Genomic DNA, 22,122 nt, shown 5'->3' with positions numbered 1-22,122 from the left:
ATACATAAAAGGGGGATGTCTCTAAATGAGTAACACAAATCAAAAAATCACTACTTTTTTAATGTTTGAGGGTAAAGCTGAGGAAGCAATGAACTTATATACATCACTGTTTGATCAGTCAGAAATTAAAAGTATCTCTCGTTATGATAAAAATGGACCTGGTAAAGAGGGAAATGTTATACATGCAACATTTACGTTAAATGGACAAGAGTTCATGTGTATCGATAGTTATGTGAAGCATGATTTTACATTCACTCCATCTATGTCTCTTTACGTAACTTGTGATACGGAAGAAGAAATTGAATCGGTTTTTAAAAAGCTAGCACAAGATGGGAAAATTCTTATGCCTTTAGGTTCGTATCCGTTTAGTAAGAAGTTTGGCTGGTTAAATGATAAATATGGCGTATCTTGGCAGTTAACTCTTGCTGGAGATGAATAATTAAAATAATATGGTGACATTAATGTCATAAAAAAAGGGATGATTCAAGATTAATATGTATCATCCCTTTTTTGTTTTACAACTGTCACCGATTCTTAATGATGTCTCATCATTATTACCAAAGTAGAAAGACCCCCGTTATGCAATAAAATTAAAAAGAGATTTAGTTACCGGTTGTATTTATAACAACTTTAGGGGTGTTTTTTAAGTTTTTTATATAATATAAAACTGCTAATTTAATTTTTTAGCTTATCTAGTAATTGAATTCATTAACTGGAAGAAGTATTCAGGTTTATAAGTCTTATTTAGGTTATACCATGAATGTAACGTATCTGGTGCAAATACATCAATTTTTTTCAGTACTTCCATTGCAAATTCCAGAGGAGCTACTCCTGATGCAGTAATCAAATTTTCATCACATACCGCAGGTTCCATTTTATAAAGTTTTTCTCCTTTATAATTAGGACAAACCATTTTAATATACTCTAAGTCATTGCTTGTATGCTTTCTAGAATCTAGGTATCCGAAATTAGCTAGTCCCTCAGTTGCACCACAAATGGCAGCAACAATAGTGCCAAGTTTTAACGCTTCACCAATTTTTTTCAAGATAGGGTGATGAATATGTTCTCCCCAAGTAGTCCCTCCAGGTAACACTAAAAGATCGTTACTCTCAAGAGTACATTTATCCAGAGAAATATCTGGTTTTATGCTCAGTCCTCCCATCGTAGTAATAATTTCATTAGTAGCTCCTACTGTAATTACCTTTAAAGAGGCTAAATCTTTTTTGAAATATCTTCCTGAGTTTAGTTCTGCAATTAAATGTCCATATTCCCAGTCTGACATTGTATTAAATACATAAAGGTAAACTTTTTTTGTTTGCATAAAATAACACTCCAATCACAATTGATTTTTTCGAAAAATATTAATAAATAAATTTTACAATATTTATCATTTGAATTTAACCTATTTCCTTAAGAAGTTTTTAAAAAGTAATTTGGAAACTTTATTTGAAGGTATAGTTTGCGAATTAAGCAACCTTCAAAAAATACAATAGTTGAAATTTATTGGTTTTAGAATGAAGAAATTAGGCTCAATATCCCAACTAAATTATTCATAAGTGAATTGTGGTATAATTTACATACAGGGGGAAAGTAGATGACACAACATAAAGAAGAACAAATGAATGAGGCATTAGCATTATTTTACTTTGCATATAAAACTTTTACAGAAAAACCAGATGAAATTATAAAAGAGTACGGTATACAGCGTGTACATCATAGAATTCTGTTTTTTATTGCTCGTTTTCCGGGGCTTAGTGTAAATGAATTGCTATCACTTTTAGAAATAAGTAAACAAGCTCTTCACGGACCATTGCGCCAACTGTTAGAAAAAGGACTTATTGAGAGTAATGAAGCTGCACATGATCGTCGTGTGAAACAGCTGTCTTTAACAGAAGAAGGAACAGACTTAGAGAAAAAACTGAGCGATGTTCAAAGAGAGCAAATGGGAGCTATTTTCTCACAGTTTGGCGAATCATGTGAAGAAAGTTGGCATCAAGTTATGAATGAAATGGCAAATAGCCGTTCAGGATTTGATGCATGGTCGTCTAAGCGTGAAATACCAGTAGAATAAAAGATATAAATAGTATCTTCTTTTGTAGTTTGAAAAATCATAAATTCTTATCTGTATATTTGGCAACTATGAATAAATCATAGAATGTATGGATAAAAAATTCACATTACCAAAAACTTTATATGTGTACGTATTGAAATTTTAAAATTCATATTTCCGAGAGGGGAATTATAATGATAAAACTTGTACTCATTCGTCACGGACAAAGTTTGTGGAATCTTGAAAATCGATTTACAGGATGGACAGATGTAGATTTATCAAAGAATGGATTAAGTGAAGCGAGAGAAGCAGGAACAATATTAAAAAAGAATGGATATACGTTTGATGTTGCGTATACATCAGTATTAAAACGAGCAATACGGACATTATGGATTGTACTTCATGAAATGGATCTTACTTGGGTCCCTATACATAACTCATGGAAGTTGAATGAACGCCATTATGGTGCACTACAAGGATTGAATAAAGACGAAACTGCAAAAAAATATGGAGATGAAAAAGTTCATATTTGGAGAAGAAGTATAGATGTGAGACCGCCTGCACTTACTGAAGATGATCCCCGATATACAGCGAATGATCCGAGATACAAAACGTTAAAAAAAGGCGAATTTCCATTGACTGAATGTTTAGAGGATACGGAGAAAAGAGTACTTGATTATTGGCATGCAGAAATCGCACCGGCATTAAAAAGTGGTGAAAGAGTAATGATTTCATCACACGGCAATACGATTCGTTCACTTGTGAAATACTTAGACAATCTCTCAAATGATGGTGTAGTAACATTAAATATACCGACTAGCATTCCACTTGTTTATGAATTAGACGAAAATTTACATCCAATTCGTCATTATTACTTAAGTATGGACGGAGAAGTACCTGAAGGGGAAATTCCGAAACATATTTCTTTTTAACATGAAAATTTGAAACGTATGCTTGTCTACATATACAATGTAGATTCATGACAAAAGACGTGGTCTGCTTCTAATGTATATGCGATGTAGCTAACTTTAGAAGGTTGTCCACGTCTTTTGTCATAAAGATGGCTCTTTGCGCATGTAATGGTATCGTGAGTAGTTTTGGAATGGAGGGTGATGTGATTGACGATCTCTAACATTCGAATCGGCTTATTTATTCTAGCAATCATCTTTGTAGTTCTTGTTTTCTTTTATTGGAAAAATGAAGAATTGTATGAGGAGAAGAAACAACGAATTCGAAAAACTTGGTATGGTTTGTTTATAACATCAGTCACAGTTTATTTCATGATTAAAGGAATAGATTTAACCCTCTGGAAAAACCTTTTAATGTTCACTGCGATGGTAATTTTCGTTGATATTGCATTCATTTTGACACCTAACATTTCAGAAATATGGGGCGCAAAATTCAGCGATATCGGAAAGACGGTCCAATCAATTAAACGGTCATTAATTGCTTCAAAAGCAAGAGGAGAAATATATACGACAATTATTCAAAATGTAAATCCAGTAGCATTTGGGACAATGGAATGGAATACGGAAGAAGAGTATACAAATAGTTTAAACGTATTTCTTGATTCGTATGGGGAAAAAGTAGGTGCGAAAATTGTTGTATTTGAAGCAGCGATCGAATTAAATACGAATTTCCGTGGTATTCGCTCTCAATTTAGTATTACAGTACCTTTAGAACACATAGAGCAATTGAATGGTCAGCAAGCGGTTCAAGTAGAAAATGTCGGAATTATACCAGCAAAAATAGTGAATGATGTTTTTATTGTTATTGATGGAAAGAAGAATAATCTACAAGATCGTGACTTTGAAAATGTATATAATTTAACAATACATCATAGTTATTTTAGTAAGTAAGGACAGAAACGTTTTCTGTCCTTTTCTCCAATACATAATTTAGAACAAAATCGGACAAAGTTGTATAAAATTGGACAATCATTCCTACACTAGTACGTAGAGGTGATTGTATTGATAAAAGATTATGATAATGATTTTTTTAAAGAAGAGACTGAAGATACAACAGATTTCTCTTTAATAAAAGGAGATACCTTGCAGCAAGTAGAAGAGTTGGAAGAAGAATTAAAAAGAAAATGATACGTGTACACTCTGTCTGCATTTGCTATATAATATAAATAAAAGGTTGTATCTTTTGAAAAGGGGGAGAAGAGATGGCTGAAATAAATGTACAAAATTCTTCGTTTTTTAAAGAAAAAAAAGAAGAAGCAAATACAGATTTCTCTCTTGTGAAGGGTGCATTAACAGAAAAAATAGATCACTTAGAGAAACTGATTGATGGAAAAACATCTAAATATATACAGCATAAGAAATTAAAGGAGAATACATAAATGTGTTCTCCTTTAATTTTTTGTTTCGTTATTGGTAGGGAATTATTCAGTATAAAAGTAAAATGGTGAATCATGATATAATAGAAGGTGATTTAAGTTATTTACATATTGATTGTATTTGAGAGAGGAGCTTAAAAATGTATTCCACTTTAGAACAATTAACAAAGCACCCTGTATTTTATCATTTTGCAGAAATTTCAAAGATTCCTAGAGGATCAGGTAATGAAAAAGAAATTAGTGATTACTTAGTGAGTTTCGCAAAGGAACGTAATTTAGAAGTTATTCAAGACGAAGCGTTAAATGTCATTATAAAAAAAGAAGCTACTTCTGGTTATGAGAATGTTCCAGCTATTATCATTCAGGGGCACTCTGATATGGTGTGTGAAAAAAACCAAGCGACAGTTCATGATTTTGAGAAGGATCCAATTGAATTAAGAATTATTGGAGATATGTTATATGCGAACGAAACTACTTTAGGTGCTGATAATGGTATTGCCGTTGCATATGCATTAGCATTATTAGATTCAACAGACATTCCGCATCCAGCTTTAGAAGTTGTTATTACAACTGAAGAAGAAACGACAATGGGCGGTGCATTCGCAGTTGATTCAAATCATTTTGACGGGAAAATATTTATTAATATTGATTCTGAAGAAGATCATAAATTACTAGTGAGTAGCGCAGGTGGTGCGAAAGCAGTTGAAACGATTTCAGTGATTTGGGATGAAGCGTCAGTAGATATGGACACATACCGACTATATGTTGGTGGACTTAAAGGTGGACATTCTGGTTTAGAAATTGATAAACAACGCGGTAATGCGAATAAAGTATTAGGACGAGTTTTACGTGATTTATCACTTCACATTCAATTTAATATGAGTGAAGTTCATGGCGGCTTAAAAACAAATGCAATTCCGCGTGAAAGTGAAGCTACAATTTTATTACGTGCAGAAGATGTACAGCAAGTAGAAGAAAAACTAGAATCATGGACACGTATTTTACAAGAAGAGCTGCGTGCTGTTGATCCGGATGTTCATGTTTCACTTACAAAAGTAGAAGAAAAGGCGGAAAAAGTCTTTTCTAAAGAAACACAAAAACAGCTTATTTCTTCATTATTCTTAATTCCAAATGGTATACAAAGTATGAACATGGATATTAAAGGTCTTGTAGAAAGCTCAACTAATTTAGGAGTTATTCAAACACTGCAAGATGAAATTAAATTACGAAGCGAAGTGAGAAGTTCTGTAAGTAGTTTAAAACAACATATTGTAGATGAAATTAAATATATTGCGGAATTAGTAGGTGCAACATTTGAAAAAGAGTCTGAGTATCCAGAGTGGCCATACAATCCAAATTCACCTATCCGTAATCTATTCGAAAAAGTACACCAAGAAAAATATAACAAAGATGCTGAAATCTTCGCAGTACATGCAGGGATTGAGTGCAGCGTATTTGTTCAAAAAATGCCTGAGTTAGATGCAATTTCATTCGGTCCAGATATCTTTAATGTTCACACACCAGATGAGCATATTAGTATTTCTTCTGTTGTGAATAACTGGGGATTCTTTGTTGATGTAATGAAGGGAACGAAAGAATTAGCTAAGTAATAACCGATGAATTTAAGAGCAGCCCATAAAAATTTATAGGCTGCTTTTTTGTATTGAATTTTTTATAAGTTTTGAGGATGGGAAATATAATGAACTTACACTACGTATATGAAGTGGAAATTTCATATACCGTATTTTATATAAAATATAAATAGTTTCAAAAGAAATAAAGTATAACAAATCCGTATTTATAAAAACAGATTTGTTATACCTTTCTCTATTTGACTTATGTAATTTATTGCATTATGATTTTTTTAGTATAAAAGAAAGGTTTGAAGATAATGATTCGTCGTTTGAAAAAGTTTAAAAATGTCGCTGTCGTATTAAGCTTCTAAGTAAATTGCAAAAATCTACAATACTTAGAAGCGAGGAATATAGTTATGAAGCATCCATTATTTAATCATTGGTCTGAAACAAAGTATTTAAAAGATATAGTAACAAATCCACTCATTGAAGTAGGAGAGTACTCCTATTATTCAGGGTATTATGGAAATCAAAATTTTGAAGATGGTTGTGTAAGGTATTTGTGGGGCGATGCTAAGTCCCAAGCACTTTTCAATCCAATTGAACAGATGGGTTGGCATCTTGATAAACTCATTATTGGAAATTATGTTTGTATTGCAAGTGGCGTTATCATTTTAATGGGTGGTAATCATAATCATCACTCAGAATGGATTACAGTGTATCCATTCGCTGAGCAAATCGGACAATCTTATGAACCGAAGGGTGATACAGTCATTAAAAGTGATGCCTGGATTGGTATGAATGCTATAATAATGCCTGGCGTTACAATCGGTGAAGGTGCAATCGTTGCGGCAGGATCTGTCGTATGTAAAGATGTTCCGCCATATACAATAGTGGGCGGTAATCCTGCTAAGGAAATAAAAAAACGGTTCACTGATACAGAAATTAATATGCTAATGGAAATGCGTTGGTTTGATTGGGATAGAGAATTGATTGAGAAGGCAATTCCTCTTTTATCTAGTCCAACCATTGAACCATTATTTGCTTTTTATAAAAATGAAGTGAAAAATAAATAAATTAGTTAGAAAAACTACATTCAATTTAGGATGTAGTTTTTTTACTATAAAAAAACTAATAGTTTAGATGAAGAAGAATTCATATTTGGTATGAGTCTAGCAAATAGCTGGATTGAATAATTAAAACCCTTGATAGCTAATAAACTAATGCTAGGCTACCAGTGTGTCTCGATATTTAATCGGGGCACACTGGTTTTATTTTTTTGTAAATGTGGAACAAATGTATTACTTAGATTGTCTATTAAGTGTAATCCTAAAAAATATGAAAGTACGGATCATTTTGAAAAATACAAGGGCATTAAAAAGAGGGATGTGTGTGGGAATACTAAGTGTCAGTGCGCCTAAAAGGGTGGGATGAGATGTTCTATATGAAAGCGATCCTAATGTCTTATATGTATATAGAATTTGATAACACTGTCTATTTTTTGGGAGATTATGTTAGAAAAACGTTTTTTTGAGTACAAAGATATTGGAGGTAACAGAAGTGAAAGGTATGTTTTGCAAGAGATTTATTGCAATAGTAACAGTGCTTACACTATTTTGTAGCATGGTTGTTACATCCGGGAGTGTATCAGCGGAAACAGTCCCTGTTCTAGACGTAGAAGCAGGATCAGCAATTTTAGTAGAAGCAAATTCCGGGAAAATTTTATATCAAAAAAATGCAGATGAATTATTAGCAATTGCTAGTATGACAAAAATGATGAGTGAATACTTAGTCCATGAAGCGGTGGATAAAGGAAAACTTAAATGGGATCAAAAAGTTAAAATTTCTGAATATGCACATAAGATTTCGCAAGATCGCTCATTATCAAACGTTCCATTAGAAAATGGTGGCTCTTATACGGTCAAAGAGTTATATGAGGCAATGGCAATTTACTCTGCAAACGGTGCAACAATTGCTTTAACTGAAGCAATTGCTGGAAAAGAAGTCGATTTCGTAAAAATGATGAACGATAAGTCGAAAGAGTTTGGAATGAAAAATTATAAATTTGTAAATTCTACAGGTTTAACAAACCAAGATTTAAAAGGACATCACCCAGAAGGGACAACTCCAGACGAGAAAAATAAAATGTCTGCAAGGGATTGTGCGATTTTAGCACAACGTCTCATTCAAGATTTTCCAAAAATATTAGATACAGCAAAAATCCCCAAAAAAACATTCCAAAAGGGTGGCAAGTATCCAATTGATATGGCGAACTTTAACTGGATGTTAAAAGGTTTAATTAAGCAATACGAAGGTGTAGATGGCTTGAAAACAGGAACTACTCCAGAAGCCGGAGATTGTTTCACTGGTACAGTAGAAAGAAACGGTATGCGTCTAATCTCTGTAGTGATAAAAACAAACTCTCATACAGCACGTTTTGATGAAACAAAGAAATTATATGATTATGGATTTGAGAATTTTGAAGTGAAGAAGGTCTATGGAAAAGATTCAGTAGTAAAAGGGCATGAAACAGTGCGAGTAGCAAATGCAAAAGACAAAGATGTAGTTGTTCAAACGAAGCAAGCTATTTCACTTCCAATGCCGAAGGGCAACAAAGATGTTTATACAAAAGAATTTAAAGTATCGAATAAAGAACAAGAAGCGCCTATTAAAAAAGATGTAACAATTAGTAAAATGATTATCTCGCCTAAAGATAGTACAGATCCTGGGTTTTTATCAGGTAAATCATTACAAGTAGACCTTGTAACAAAATCTGATGTAGAACAAGCTAATTGGTTTACACGTTTTATGCGCGAAATAGGATCTTTCTTTAACGGTATGTGGGATAGTGCGGTTGATATAGTAAAAGGCTAACTCTGTAGGATAAAACTAAATATTAGTCTGAAACAAAAGGTTTGAAAGTATTATAGATTCTTATGTGGATGGCTTGGAATTGAAGATTGCATTAATTCTCAAATTTGGTTCTTCGGAAATTTTGGTATTGCTATCAAGCTAAGATACATTTGTATCCATATAATCAAAAAACGCTATTCTTTTTGTAGAAATATACAGAAAGGATGGCGTTTATTATGAATCTTTCGATTCAAAGGATTCTGGTGCAAGGTTAGTTTAATAAAGTTACATGGTGGAAAAACATTCATTATTCCATCATGTGACAATAAAAAATTAATATCTGGTACTTATTTCTGTTATTAAATTTTATAAAAATTTAATAAAATCTTTTCTTTCTATTAAATATTTTGTTTTAAATTAATCATATAAAGAAATGGAGGCCAGGAAATGAATTTTTAAAAGGAATTTAAGTATCTTTTTATAGCGTTTATCCTTATGTATATAGTTATTCTTTAATTTCAATCGAATAAAAAAACAAGGTATTCGAGAAAAAGTACGATTTTAATGGATGGTACCATACGGAGAAAACTCTCTCCCATACAAAAGTAAATGTGCCGAAAGTGATAAAAGCGAATGCTATATGGAGGGGACCCCCTAATAATTCCACCTAAAAATCAGTAATTAATGAAATAAAGAATAATCAAATGATACACGATTACGAGTTAATATCCCCAAAAGATATGATTACTAGTGACAATCTTTGATACTGACAAGTGAGGTGACGTCGATGAGAGGGACATTAATAAAAAGTGGAGTATTTATTTTGGTTTTAACAGTAGGGCTATATCTTACAAAATACGCATATGACCATCATACTAACCGAGCTAAAGTAAGAGACACGATTCAACAAATATCAATAGAGCATGGTATACCACCATGGATTCCTTTATCTATTGCATTCCATGAAAGTAAGTTTGATCAAAATGCAGTCGGTGATCAGGGCACATCATTTGGACTGTTTCAGCTCCACCGGGGTGGACTAGCACCTAAAGATTTAACGAACGAAGATTTGAAAAATGCAGAAACCAATACTCGAATTGCAATATCTAATATGATAAATGCATATAACCGTGGTTTACAGCAAAATTTAAAAGGGCCAGAGCTATTAAGACATGTTGCAAATACCTCAGGGTGGCCTGGAAATAAGGGTGTTCAATGGACAGATAAACAGACAGACTATAACGAGGGTTTAGAAAACAGTTTTAAAATGTTTTCTAAACGACAATACGATTTTATAGAATGAAATTTCTTTTTTCTTTCTATTATTATATAAATTATGCCTAAATACGAAAGTTCCCTGAAACAGATACATAGATTGACTTTGTACTGCTTATATTAGGAATTTAAAGAAACAATATGTACAATTCTCCCACTACACTAGTATAGTGGCCTTTATTAACAGCAAAATCTACAATTTACAAGGAGAATATTTTATGAGTAAGAGAATAAAAGAATTAGATTCCATACGAGGGTTAGCGGCACTTACAGTGGTATTTGGACATTTTTGTTTAATGCTACCATCGTTGCCTAATTCTATTAAATTTTCACCGCTTAGGTTTTTATGGGCGGGTGGAGAAGCTGTAATTGTTTTTTATGTACTAAGTGGTTTTGTGTTATCTATGGCACTTTATCATTCAAAAACAAATTATTGGGGATATTTAATTAAGAGATTTGTAAGAATCTATATTCCTTATTATTTTTGGATAATCATAACCTTTGCTTTATTTATTTTGTTTTCGCCATATGAAGTGGCAGGACTACGGGATTGGTTCTATGATAGATGGCAAGGGTCTATAACAAAAATAGATATTATAAACCACTTTGTGCTTCTTAATAACTTTTTTACGGAAAATTATAATCCAGTTATCTGGTCATTGGCTCAAGAAATGCGTATATCTATTGTGTTTCCTTTGTTATTCCTTCTTTTTTATAAACTGAGTTGGAAGAAAACGATACTAATTGCTTTGAGCTTTTCTTTAATTAGTGTTTTCCTTAATATGTTGCATATTGGGAAAGCAGAGGGATTTTATAATGGTTATGCCGATACACTGCATTTCACATCGATGTTTATGGTTGGAATGTTACTTTTTAAGCATCAGGAAAAGCTTATTTACTTATATCAAAATATGAAAAAATTTAAAAAAGGATTTCTTATTACATTAGGGATAATTCTATATTTATATTCCATTTTAATTTATGGTTTTTCCCGTAATGACACTACTTTCTTATTAAAAGATTGGGGTGTCGTAATTGGTGTTAGTATATTTATTATCATGACGATGAGTAACCTAAAAGTAAAAGCATTTTTAAATAAGAGTGTATTTGTATACTTAGGGGAAATTTCATATAGTATCTATTTGTGTCATTTTCCAATCATGATGGTACTATTTAAACTTTTGTATACAAAGATACCTATCTTCTTCCTTCTTACTTTATGTATTACAATGACACTACTTTTTTCTATAGTATCGTATCATTTAATTGAAAAGAAATGTATCAACTGGGCAAAACAAAGAACAACAAATTTTCGGAAAAAAGTGTAATGCTTGAAGGAATCTTATTTCTTTAGTAAATATACGTATATTACCGGTTCCTAAGTATATTAGGAATCGGTCAATTATGGATTCTATATAAACATACTAAAATTGAATAAATTTTTAATTTTATACATAACTCCAAAAATCCTCTTACTAAAGAGAATCTTCGTAACGTTTATCCAAACATAGCCGAAAGTAAAATTAGTAAAACGCTAGTTTCCTTGTAGCCGCTTGGTCATATAAAGTTAGTTTCAAGAGTACAGGTTTAAATTATTAGAGGTAACAACACATCGCTATCTATATCTAGAATGTTATATAAAACTATTGAATATTTTATTCGTAAAAACAGAGGTGTAAAATGAATTTTATTTCCGAACTACTTGTTACCGTTGCAATTCCTACGATACAACTCACATTCTTGTTACTACTCATATTTGTTTTTAGCTACTTTGTAGTATACAAAAAGGTATGTAAAGGAGGAAAAAAATTTACCGTACAACAAATTATATTGTTTATATTTATAATAGGATATTATTCTCTTGCATTATCAGCTACTTCATTTGGTCGTCCAGATAATATAACTTTTGCAAGAACAATTGACTTTGATGTGCTTAGTGTTTATAAAAAAGCATGGAATACCTTTTCATTTTCTTCTTTTTTCCATATCATTGTAAATATAGGTATGCTTTTTCCGTTAGGAATTTTATTACCTTTATTTAGTGATATTTTCCAAAAAACAAAATGGATGTTAGTCAGCTCAATTATGGCAAGTTTATTGATTGAAATCCTTGAATTTATAATGCAACGCGGAAGTATGGAACTAGCCGATTTACTTCATAATACTTTAGGAATGATGCTAGGATATTCTATGTTAAATATAGTTCTTATATTGTTGAAGAAAAAAGAAACGGATACACAAATGATCAAGTATTTATTTCTTCCGATTACAGTAAGTTTTGTTGCACTTGGAATAATGATTTCGTATCAAATGAAGGAATTTGGGAATACGTCTTTTGATCCCATTACAAAAACAGATATGTCTGATGTCACTATAAAAACATCAATAGAGTTAAAAGACGAAGGTGAAAAAATGCCTGTTTACAAAGAGGAAATTACAAAAATGCCTGATGACAATGAGCTAGTTACAAAAAAATTACATATTCGAGATGTTGAAATTCTGTCTCCCAAAGAAGCATTTCAAAAACTAAAACAAGGAGACTTTGATCCTATAATATCTTTCAACGCAGGTGATACATTAGTCATTACAGATTATAATATAGATTACCACGCTGATTCGAAAGGTTTTTCTCAACCTATATATGTTTTTCAAGTACGCTTAAATGATAATGACAAAGATAGTTGGTCTCAACCTATTTCTGCGAGAAAATAACGTAGATTTTCATGTTTTTGTTCATGTGAAATAGTTCACTTCAGTTGTCTTGCTCATTTAAAAAAATCTCCTGTGGAATTTAATTGAAATTGAAAAACATTTAAGAAGAACAATTACGCTGTGGGCTATTGTATAGTGTAGATATGAATAACAAAAAAGGGGGACTAGATATGTGGAAGCGATTTGTAGCGATTGGTGATAGTTTTACAGAGGGGATAGGGGATGAAGTTGAGGGAATAGCATTAAAAAGCTGGGTAGGTCATTTTGTTCAACTTTGTGTAAACGATTTAAAGTATGCTAATTTTGCAAAACGTGGGTTAGTAACTAAAGAAATTCGCTCGCAGCAATTGGGAAAGGCATTAACTTTTAATCCAGATTTGGTTAGTCTAATTGCAGGTGCAAACGATGTTTTAAAAGGACGTTGGAATCATCATGCATATAAGAACGATATGGAATTTATGATAGATACATTAAGTAAAACAGGTGCTGATATTATTATAGCAAACCTTCCAGATTTTACAGTTAGGCTTCCTTTTTCTTCTGAAAAAAAACAAGTATTAAAAGAACAATTATTAGAGACAAATGAAGTTATACTTTCACTGAGTAGAGAGTATAAGCTTCATCATGTTGACTTTTGGAATCATCATTTAGTTAATGACAATACGCTTTGGTCTACGGATTTAATTCATCCAAACTCAAAAGGATATGTAAAAGTTGCTGAATTGATTTTTAGTAGTTTGCCTGTACATGACTCTTCTAAATAAGCTGTAGAATAAAATATGATGATACCGTCAGATAAGTATAATAGAATCCCTGTTGCATACAGCGCAGGGTTTTTTGATGCGAAAAAGAAGTACATAGAGCGCCCATAAATCCTACAATTAAAATTGTATATAATTTTATAAATAATAAAATATCAGGATGTAAATTATACTTTAAGTAATTCTTTTTATTGTTTATATTTTTGTTATTTTCTGTTGCAGAATCCTGAGTATAAGGATTCTTTTTTTGTATCAAAAATCTATAAAGAAAAAAGATAAAATCGGCGAAAACGAACTAAAAGGTGTTTTAAATGAAATTGTTAAAACAACACTAATAATGATAACGTTCGCTAAATATATTCGCTTCTTTTGTTTGTAAGAGTCTTAAAAATCTTCCCTTTTTGAATGCAGCTTAACCATAAATTTAATTTTTTTATAAATGTGGAACTATTTCATTACTTACACTGTCTATTAAGCGTTAAAACATTTTTTATTTAATATATTTAGAAAGGAATAATCATTTTTAACTAAGGGAGAAGATTGAATTGAAAAAAATATGTATGCTGCTTTTCTTTTGTTTCGGAGTTATGTTGGTAGGATGTAATAAAAACGAACCGCCAAAACAAGCATTTGATGAATATATCAATTTATGGAATGATAAAAAATTTACAAATATGTATGATCGTTTATCAGAACATGCAAAAAAAACGATTTCTAAAAAGGATTTCACAGAGAAATATCAAAAAATCTATGAGGGTATTGGAGTTAAGAATTTAAAAGTTAAAACGAAAGGAGAGAATACTAAAGATAAAGAACTTTTTCTTTTTGAAGTTAATATGGATACGGATGGAGGAACAGTTTCATTCATCCATGAAGCAAAACTCGTGAAAGATAAAGAATCTTGGAAAATAGATTGGACACCAGACTTCATTTTCCCAGGTATGAAAAAAGATTACAAAGTACGTATGCAAATAGAGCAAGGAAAACGCGGAGAAATATATGATCGAAATGGAAAAGGGCTTGCAACGAATGGTAAAGCGACTGAGGTTGGAATTATTCCAGAGAAACTAGGTGAAACGGCAGCGCAAACAAAAGAAATAGTAGCACAATTACTTGATATGTCTACAGAAGAGGTCGATCAGAAGCTCGCAGCGAAATGGATAAAACCAGATTCCCTTGTACCAATTGGTATTTTAAAAGAGGGAACCAGACAGAATGATTATATTGAATTAGAAGGAGTTTCATCTCGACCAGTAAATATTCGTACGTATCCATTAGGAGAAGCAGCGGCACACTTAACGGGATATATAGGAAAGGTAAATGCAGAGGAGTTAAAATCGCTTCAACAAAAAGGTTATCAAGCAGATGATTTAGTGGGTAAGACAGGTTTAGAGAAAGTATTAGAGAATAAACTGCGTGGTGAAAAGGGTGGACGCGTATTTATGGAAGATGAGAACGGGAAAGAGATTAAAAACTTAGCAAAAAAAGAAGCAAAAGAAGGGGGAAATGTTACGTTAACAATTGATGCTGCAATTCAAGAAAAAATCTTTAATGAGATGAAAAATGAGGCAGGATCTAGTGCAGCGGTCAATCCTAAAACGGGTGAAACAATCGCACTTGTAAGTAGCCCTGCTTATAATCCAAATACAATAGTTAGAGGAGCATCAAAAGCTCAACGAGAAGCATGGAATAACGACTCGAAACTGCCAATGATGAATCGCTTCACACAAGCATTTGTACCAGGTTCCGTATTTAAAACGATTACAGGTGCAATTGGTTTGGAAACAAAAACAATAAATCCTAAGGAAGAATTTAAAATCCAAGGATTAAAGTGGACAAAAGATTCATCGTGGGGAAATTATTATGTAACACGTGTGAAGGATGCTAGTCCAATTGATTTTGATAAGGCAATGAAGTACTCTGATAATATTTATTTTGCTCAACAAGCTTTAAAAATGGGAAAAGATCAGTATGTAAGTGAATTTAAGAAGTACGGATTTCATGAAAAATTACCAATCGAATACGAATTTCCTATTTCAATAATTGCAAAAGATGGGATAAAAAATGATATTCAACTAGCAGACACGGGATACGGGCAAGGACAAGTATTAATGACACCACTTCATTTAGCATTAACATATGCACCGATTGTGAATGAAGGGAATATTCCGTCGCCTCATCTTTTAAAAGAAGCAAAAGTAGCGGGGAATTGGAAAGAAAATGTGGTTTCTAAAAAGAATCAAGAGATATTAAAGAGTGCATTAATAAAAGTCATTAATGACTCTGATGGTGCGGGGAGAATTGCTAAGGTTGATGGTGTAACTCTTGCTGGTAAAACGGGTACAGCAGAACTGAAAGAGTCGAAAGAAGCAGACGGAAAAGAACTTGGATGGTTTGCAGCTTTTGATGCAAATGCGCCAGACATGATTGTTACCATGATGATCGAAGATGTAAAAGGAAGAGGGGGGAGCAATGTTCCAGGCGAAAAAGTAAAACATGTTTTTCAGAAATAATAGTTAATTAGAAGGTGAAATCGGCTGATACTGATATGTTAGTTTAGATTTTATGATTTTAATAATCGTATTTAATTACGTGTTTTTACACAATTAAATACGATTATTTTTTATTTGAAAATTATAAAACAAAAAGTTTAAAATGTTAAATTAAATAATTAAAATTTAAAAAATAAGAGAGCTATTATACTTAACTTTATTTTCAGAAACATTACACAGCTGTTAGTTTCAAGTAAGGTTATTCAATATAAGTAAGAGGGAAATTTCTTTATACTAAAAGATAAAAGTATATTTTATATTCTTACAGATAATAAACATATACTTTAACTAGTCCTACTTAACGACCTTGCGCCATGTTTGAAGAGGGAGATTCCTGCGGACACCGATGTAACCGTGGGTTGATCGAACGTTGAAGCTTTTACGATTTCAAAGATTTTTCTGCAACCAACCTCATATGTTCTGTTTTCAAAGAAAAATTTGTACAACTAAATCGGAGCAAACATCTTGGCTTACGCCAACCGGCATTCATCTTCCTCTTATGTGCTGATGCTATAATACCTTCACCTAAATTGATGAGGGAGCCTTCTATCGGAAAAGATAAATAAAAGGAGCTTAATATATGTATAAAATTATGATTGTAGAAGACGACCAAAAAATTTCTAAATTACTTCAATCCCATATTAACAAGTACGGATATGAAGGGAACATTACAGAGGATTTTGAAAATGTTTTGGTCAACTTTGAAAAAATCCAGCCTGATTTAGTTTTATTAGATGTAAATTTACCGAGTTTTGATGGTTTTTACTGGTGCCGCCAAATTAGAACGGTCTCTACTTGCCCCATTATTTTCATATCAGCACGTAGTGGAGAGATGGAGCAAGTTATGGCACTTGAACATGGTGCAGACGATTATATCACTAAACCGTTTCATTATGAAGTTGTAATGGCAAAAATCCGAAGTCATCTTCGAAGAATTTACGGAGAATACGCACCTAAAGCGGAAGAAAGAGTTGTTCAGCAATCTGGTTTAATACTTTATCCAGAAAAAATGGAATTAAAGCTAAATGATAGCATATGTATACTGTCAAAAAAAGAAACTGTTTTACTAGAAACTCTCTTACGACAATCTCCTAGTATTGTTAGTCGAGAGAAAATCTTAGAAAAACTTTGGGATGACTATACGTATGTAGATGATAATACTTTAAGTGTAAATGTTACACGTGTCCGAAAAAAATTAGAGGAAATCGGAATAAAAAATGCATTAGAAACAGTTCGTGGTGCTGGATATCGTTTGAAAATAACTTGGAAGAATGATGAGGTATAATAATGAATTTGTTTTTACGTGAACATATCCCTTTCATCTGTTTCTCAATCATTCAGCTATTTGTCGTTCTAACTGTTTATTGGCTGGATGGATATAATCACTTATCTACTGCATTATATAGTGTGTTTTTAGGGGGATGCTTTTTAATTGCGTTTTTACTTTATCGCTACCTTAGCCATCGTAGATTTTATAACAAATTATCCAACCCTTCTGAAACATTAGAGGACTCCTTAGAAGAACTCGATTCCACCCCATTATCAGTAGCACTTCAGCGTGTGTTAAAGACACAATACAGTCAATATCATCAACAGTTAAAGACTTGGGAATATAAACAAAAAGAGCACCTTACATTTATTAATCAATGGGTGCATCAGATGAAAACGCCTTTATCAGTTATTGAACTGATCACACAAGAAGAGAATGGGGAGGTTTTTGAAAGTATTGTAGAAGAAGTAGATCAAATGCAGTACGGATTAGAAATGGTCTTATATATGGCGCGATTACAAACGTTTGAGCAAGATTTTTATGTGGAAAGAGTTTCGTTACAGGATATTGTTCAAGAAGTAATTCGTGAAAATAAACGTCTGTTTATCCGTAACTATGTATATCCAGAAGTAAAAGTAAAACAAACTATTATGGTAGAAACCGATAGAAAATGGCTTCGGTTTGTTATTCATCAAGTGATATCCAATGCCATTAAGTATTCAGCAGGAAGTAGAAAAAACGTTACTATTACTACATTAGAAGAAGAGCGCTCTGTAATCCTTGCAATACAAGATCATGGTGTGGGAATTCCAAAAGAAGACCTTCCGAGAGTGTTCCGCCCATTTTATACAGGAATAAACGGTCGGAAATTTAAGGAATCTACTGGGATGGGATTATATCTTGTGAAAAATATTATAAAAAGATTGGAACATAATATTGAAATAAAGTCGGAAGTAGGAAGAGGAACAACAATCCGTATCATTTTCCCTTATGCAAATCGTTAGAATGTATTTTATTTTCACTTTTCAGAAATCTTACACGCCTGTTAGATACATGAAAGGTTAATCGATATGAGAAGAAGGGAAGTTTAGATAAACTTAGGTTATCAAAAGATAATAAGGAGCAAAATGATATGGAAATATTAAAGGTCTGTGAACTGAGTAAAATCTATACAGGAAAGGTATCTTATGAAGCACTCTCCGACATTAATTTGAGTGTAACAAAAGGGGAGTTTGTAGGAATAATGGGTCCATCAGGAAGTGGAAAAACTACTTTGTTGAATATGGTTTCTACTATTGATTCTCCCACATCAGGAGAAATATTGATTAATGGAGAAAATCCATATCAATTATCTCAAAATGAACTGGCATTATTTCGAAGACGTGAATTAGGTTTTGTGTTTCAAGCATTCAATCTTCTTACAACATTAACTGTAAAAGAAAATATTGTTCTTCCTCTGACGTTAGATGGTACTAAAGTTGAGGAAATGAATCAGCAGGTAGATGGTATTGCAGAAAAATTAGGCATTCAAGATATATTAAATAAACGAACATATGAAATATCGGGTGGACAAGCACAAAGAACAGCCATTGCACGCGCTCTAATTCATAAACCCAAATTACTACTAGCAGATGAACCGACGGGAAACTTAGATTCAAAAGCGGCTAATGATGTAATGGAGTTATTAAAACGATTAAATAAAGAGCAAGATGCAACAATGATGCTTGTTACGCACGATCCAGTGGCTGCAAGTTTTTGTGATCGTGTTGTATTTATTAAAGACGGAAAATTGTATAACGAAATTTATAATGGAGAAAATCAACAAATGTTTTATCAAAAAATTATAGATGTACTTGCATTACTAGGAGGTCGTAAGCATGACTTTTCAAAGATTCGCTTTTAATAATATCATTCGAAGTAAGCGGACTTATGCTGCACACTTTCTAAGTAGCTCATTTTCAGTTATGGTTTTTTTTACATATTCACTCTTACTTTTCCATCCTGATTTACAAGGAGAACTAGTCTCCACAAGTAAAACAATGAGTCTATTAGGAACAATGGGGATGCAAATATCTCAATATCTCATTTTTGTATTTTCATTCTTCTTTCTTTTATATTCGGTAAGTTCTTTTTTAAAAACAAGAAAAAAAGAATTTGGAATTTTAATTATGCATGGTATGACACCGGCGCAGTTAAATAAATTAATTTTTTTAGAAAATATGTTAATTGGAATCGCATCTATTATGTTTGGTATCTTAATTGGATTGATATTTGCAAAGCTCAATTTATTAGCAAGTGAAAATATATTAGCGATGGATAAGGGACTTCCTTTTTATGTTCCTATAAAAGCTGTATTTATGACAACTGGCGCATTTTTGACTCTGTTTCTAGTCATTTCGTTGTTTACTTCTAAGATGGTAAAAGGAAACAAGTTGATTGATTTGATGAAATCAGAGGAAAAGCCAAAACCAGAGCCGAAGGCATCAAAAGGATTAGCATTCCTTTCCGTAATCTTCATTGGATTAGGGTATGGATGTGTATTCTATTTCGTACTAGAAAGAAACTTCATTATGCCTTACTTACTTGGAGGGGTAGTCCTTGTAGTGATAGGGACGTATTTTCTATTTTCTCAGTTGAGCGTGTATGTAATACGCGTCTTGAAGAAAAGGGACAAAGTGTTTTTTAATAAAACAAACATTCTTACTATATCTGAATTGGCCTATCGTATGAAGGATAATGCAACTATGTTCTTTATGCTAGCGATCGTTTCCGCTGTGGCCTTCACAGGGATTGGTACATGCCTAGCAATGGGGAATAAGGGATTAACCGAAATGACAAACCCATTTGCATTTACCTATACCTCGTTAGGAGAGAATCAACAAGAAGAAGAGCACATTACAGAAATAAAAAAACAACTCACTCGCTCAAATTTCTCTTATCAGGTAGCGGTTACGAATCCTAAATTCACGGAAAATAATTTAGTGTTAATCAAAGTATCAGAGTATAACAAGTTTGCAAAAATCTTCGGATATGAAATGGAAAAGTTAGACAATGATCAAGAAGCGATCATTGTGCCATCCATAGTTTCGCAAGAGGAAAAGATATACCTGAGAAAATAGATGTGGTACAGGAAAACTTGGAGATGGCTCTTCAGGTCAAGAAGGCAGTCCCATATTTAGTTCTCCCAAATACAATTGGAGCTATTATTGTTGTTTCGGATTCTTTGTACGATAAAATTCCGAATAGAAAAACGGAAGATGATTCTTACGTAATGAAAAGTCAATATGGTTTTGTCGTGGAAAATTGGGAAAAATCAAGAGCAGTTACAAAAAAATTAGAAGCAACAATGGGTAATAATAATTTGGCGGAAGCACATTATTATTTTGAAGCATTGTATTCTGAATGGATTTCTTCGAAACAAAAGAACGGTATTTTACTTATCGTCAGTGTATTAGTAGGTATCGTATTCTTTACGTTTGCAGCCAGCCTATTATATTTCCGACTATATGCAGATTTAGAAAGGGAACAACAACAATATGAAATGATTGCAAAGGTTGGTCTAAGTAGAAGAGAGCTAAAGAAAATTGTAACGCGTCAGCTTATGTTAATGTTCTTCTTGCCTTTAATTATAGCGATTATTCATAGTGGTGTCGCTTTTATAGCCTTACAGCAGTTAATTGACTTCTCTATTTTAAAGATGTCCATTTTAATTATACTAGCCTTTATATCCATTCAAAGTGTGTACTTTTTCACTGTTCGTTGGCGTTATTTACAACGGTTATATAAAAAAATCATGTAGCGTATTGATAAAACAAGCAAAGAGGAGAAAGAGAAATGAAAAAAGTAATGAAAATGTGTATGGCAGGAATTGTATCTATTTCTATGTTAGGAGCTTGTTCTTTTGGAAAGAAAGAAGAGCCAAGGAATGCCGCTTTATTGATTGGGGAAGAACAATCATTAAAAGAAATAGTAAGTCAACATAAAAGTGAAATTAAGACCAACACTTTATATAAAGTGAAAAAAGCAGAAACTGGTGGCAAACAACTATTAATTCTGGATCAAAAAACTGCAGAGAAAATGGTTGAGATAGGTGTGTTGAGAGAATCAGATAATGATAATGAAGTATGGAGTTCAGATTCAATAAAGTCATTACCTTCAGTTCCAAAAGGTAAAGCTGTATTACTAGCTAGTAAGAAAAATGATAAAATGAAGGAATTAACAATTGGTGATAAGAAAATAGATGTTCAGTATGCTAGCGATACTTGGTTCGGTCACTATCGTAATTCAGATTATGAGGAGCTGATTGTAATTGTAGACAAAGCTACATTCAATCAAATTCCTGTAAATGAAACATCAATGGAGATTCTTCATTTCAATAAATCGTATGGTGAAGATAGGCCCTACAATGCAGATGATGTAAAAGCTGTACAAGCAGAAACCGAATGGAAAAAACTCACTAAAACTATGGGGAGTCAAGTAGATGCATTAGATGCGGTTTCTATTATAAATAAATAGTGAAAACATATTTAATACAGAAAAACCAGGATAATTTTAAGAATTTATCCTGGTTTTTTCATTATATCTCCCACTTTTACATTTTTTAAGAAAGAGTTTTCTATCGAAAAAAGATTATTAATGGAACAAATGAAACTTGCATCATGTCTATATATTGAAACCATAATAAAAGTGAGGGCAGTTTTATGTTTATTCAAATAAGTTTGAGGTGTGGAA

At 32.4% G+C, this 22,122-nt stretch carries 19 protein-coding genes and 1 pseudogene; 19 read left to right on the top strand and 1 reads right to left on the bottom strand.

Translation table 11 applies throughout. The annotated features are described in order from the left end of the window. Window positions 1-25: 25 nt before the first annotated feature. On the top strand, window positions 26-439 hold the full coding sequence (locus CQZ94_RS21805) for a VOC family protein (protein ID WP_105587047.1): 414 nt from the start codon (window positions 26-28) through the stop codon (window positions 437-439). A gap of 249 nt (window positions 440-688) precedes the next feature. On the opposite strand, the gene CQZ94_RS21800 is transcribed toward CQZ94_RS21805, so the two are convergent. Beyond that, the gene (locus CQZ94_RS21800; protein WP_105587046.1) at window positions 689-1,321 is read right to left on the bottom strand and encodes a type 1 glutamine amidotransferase family protein; all 633 of its coding nucleotides are present in this window, start codon (window positions 1,319-1,321) and stop codon (window positions 689-691) included. A gap of 273 nt (window positions 1,322-1,594) precedes the next feature. On the opposite strand from CQZ94_RS21800, the gene CQZ94_RS21795 reads away from it, so the two are divergent. The 18 genes and pseudogenes from CQZ94_RS21795 (at window position 1,595) to CQZ94_RS21700 (ending at window position 21,906) form a co-directional block, all read left to right on the top strand. Next, window positions 1,595-2,071, top strand: coding sequence for a MarR family winged helix-turn-helix transcriptional regulator (locus tag CQZ94_RS21795; protein WP_002147949.1), 477 nt, complete (start codon window positions 1,595-1,597; stop codon window positions 2,069-2,071). A 173-nt stretch (window positions 2,072-2,244) separates the two neighbouring features. Then, entirely contained in the window at window positions 2,245-2,982 is a 738-nt protein-coding gene (gpmA, locus tag CQZ94_RS21790) for a 2,3-diphosphoglycerate-dependent phosphoglycerate mutase (RefSeq protein WP_105587045.1), read from the top strand. 186 nt (window positions 2,983-3,168) lie between these two features. Then, a complete protein-coding gene (locus CQZ94_RS21780; RefSeq protein WP_002147945.1) occupies window positions 3,169-3,909 on the top strand; it encodes a type II toxin-antitoxin system SpoIISA family toxin in 741 nt (246 codons plus the stop codon). Window positions 3,910-4,020: 111 nt separating this feature from the next. Beyond that, on the top strand, window positions 4,021-4,146 hold the full coding sequence (locus CQZ94_RS21775; RefSeq protein WP_033717878.1) for a hypothetical protein: 126 nt from the start codon (window positions 4,021-4,023) through the stop codon (window positions 4,144-4,146). A 74-nt stretch (window positions 4,147-4,220) separates the two neighbouring features. Next, window positions 4,221-4,397 carry a hypothetical protein gene (locus CQZ94_RS31290; protein WP_181149533.1) on the top strand — a complete coding sequence of 59 codons (177 nt, stop codon included), beginning with the start codon at window positions 4,221-4,223 and terminating at the stop codon, window positions 4,395-4,397. A gap of 137 nt (window positions 4,398-4,534) precedes the next feature. Next, window positions 4,535-6,004: an aminoacyl-histidine dipeptidase gene (locus tag CQZ94_RS21765; protein ID WP_105587044.1), complete on the top strand. Its 1,470-nt coding sequence runs from the start codon at window positions 4,535-4,537 to the stop codon at window positions 6,002-6,004. 380 nt (window positions 6,005-6,384) lie between these two features. Then, window positions 6,385-7,044: a CatB-related O-acetyltransferase gene (locus CQZ94_RS21760; RefSeq protein ID WP_105587043.1), complete on the top strand. Its 660-nt coding sequence runs from the start codon at window positions 6,385-6,387 to the stop codon at window positions 7,042-7,044. A 484-nt stretch (window positions 7,045-7,528) separates the two neighbouring features. After that, window positions 7,529-8,842 (top strand): D-alanyl-D-alanine carboxypeptidase family protein, encoded by a 1,314-nt coding sequence (locus tag CQZ94_RS21750; RefSeq protein WP_105587042.1) that lies wholly within the window; start codon window positions 7,529-7,531, stop codon window positions 8,840-8,842. Between the two features lie 766 nt (window positions 8,843-9,608). Further along, window positions 9,609-10,124, top strand: coding sequence for a transglycosylase SLT domain-containing protein (locus CQZ94_RS21745; protein WP_105587041.1), 516 nt, complete (start codon window positions 9,609-9,611; stop codon window positions 10,122-10,124). Window positions 10,125-10,314: 190 nt separating this feature from the next. After that, window positions 10,315-11,424 (top strand): acyltransferase family protein, encoded by a 1,110-nt coding sequence (locus CQZ94_RS21740; protein WP_105587040.1) that lies wholly within the window; start codon window positions 10,315-10,317, stop codon window positions 11,422-11,424. A 352-nt stretch (window positions 11,425-11,776) separates the two neighbouring features. Next, entirely contained in the window at window positions 11,777-12,808 is a 1,032-nt protein-coding gene (locus CQZ94_RS21735) for a VanZ family protein (RefSeq protein ID WP_105587039.1), read from the top strand. Window positions 12,809-12,978: 170 nt separating this feature from the next. Then, window positions 12,979-13,572 (top strand): SGNH/GDSL hydrolase family protein, encoded by a 594-nt coding sequence (locus CQZ94_RS21730; RefSeq protein ID WP_142395899.1) that lies wholly within the window; start codon window positions 12,979-12,981, stop codon window positions 13,570-13,572. A 542-nt stretch (window positions 13,573-14,114) separates the two neighbouring features. Continuing rightward, window positions 14,115-16,082, top strand: a complete 1,968-nt coding sequence (locus CQZ94_RS21725) for a penicillin-binding transpeptidase domain-containing protein (RefSeq protein ID WP_105587037.1) — start codon at window positions 14,115-14,117, stop codon at window positions 16,080-16,082. Window positions 16,083-16,701: 619 nt separating this feature from the next. Further along, window positions 16,702-17,406: a response regulator transcription factor gene (locus tag CQZ94_RS21720; protein ID WP_105587036.1), complete on the top strand. Its 705-nt coding sequence runs from the start codon at window positions 16,702-16,704 to the stop codon at window positions 17,404-17,406. A gap of 2 nt (window positions 17,407-17,408) precedes the next feature. After that, window positions 17,409-18,395, top strand: a complete 987-nt coding sequence (locus tag CQZ94_RS21715) for a sensor histidine kinase (protein WP_105587035.1) — start codon at window positions 17,409-17,411, stop codon at window positions 18,393-18,395. Between the two features lie 128 nt (window positions 18,396-18,523). Beyond that, on the top strand, window positions 18,524-19,294 hold the full coding sequence (locus CQZ94_RS21710; protein ID WP_105587034.1) for an ABC transporter ATP-binding protein: 771 nt from the start codon (window positions 18,524-18,526) through the stop codon (window positions 19,292-19,294). Further along, window positions 19,269-21,190, top strand: a pseudogene (locus tag CQZ94_RS21705) (FtsX-like permease family protein). Before CQZ94_RS21710 ends, CQZ94_RS21705 begins: the two are co-directional and overlap by 26 nt. Window positions 21,191-21,225: 35 nt before the next feature. Further along, window positions 21,226-21,906, top strand: a complete 681-nt coding sequence (locus CQZ94_RS21700) for a lipoprotein BA_5634 family protein (protein WP_105587033.1) — start codon at window positions 21,226-21,228, stop codon at window positions 21,904-21,906. Window positions 21,907-22,122: the final 216 nt, after the last annotated feature.

It is taken from the genome of Bacillus sp. MYb209, assembly GCF_002975175.1.
Taxonomy (GTDB): domain Bacteria; phylum Bacillota; class Bacilli; order Bacillales; family Bacillaceae_G; genus Bacillus_A.
The sequence above is the reverse complement of the archived record's forward strand: the minus strand, read 5'-3'. Positions and strand labels throughout refer to the sequence as shown.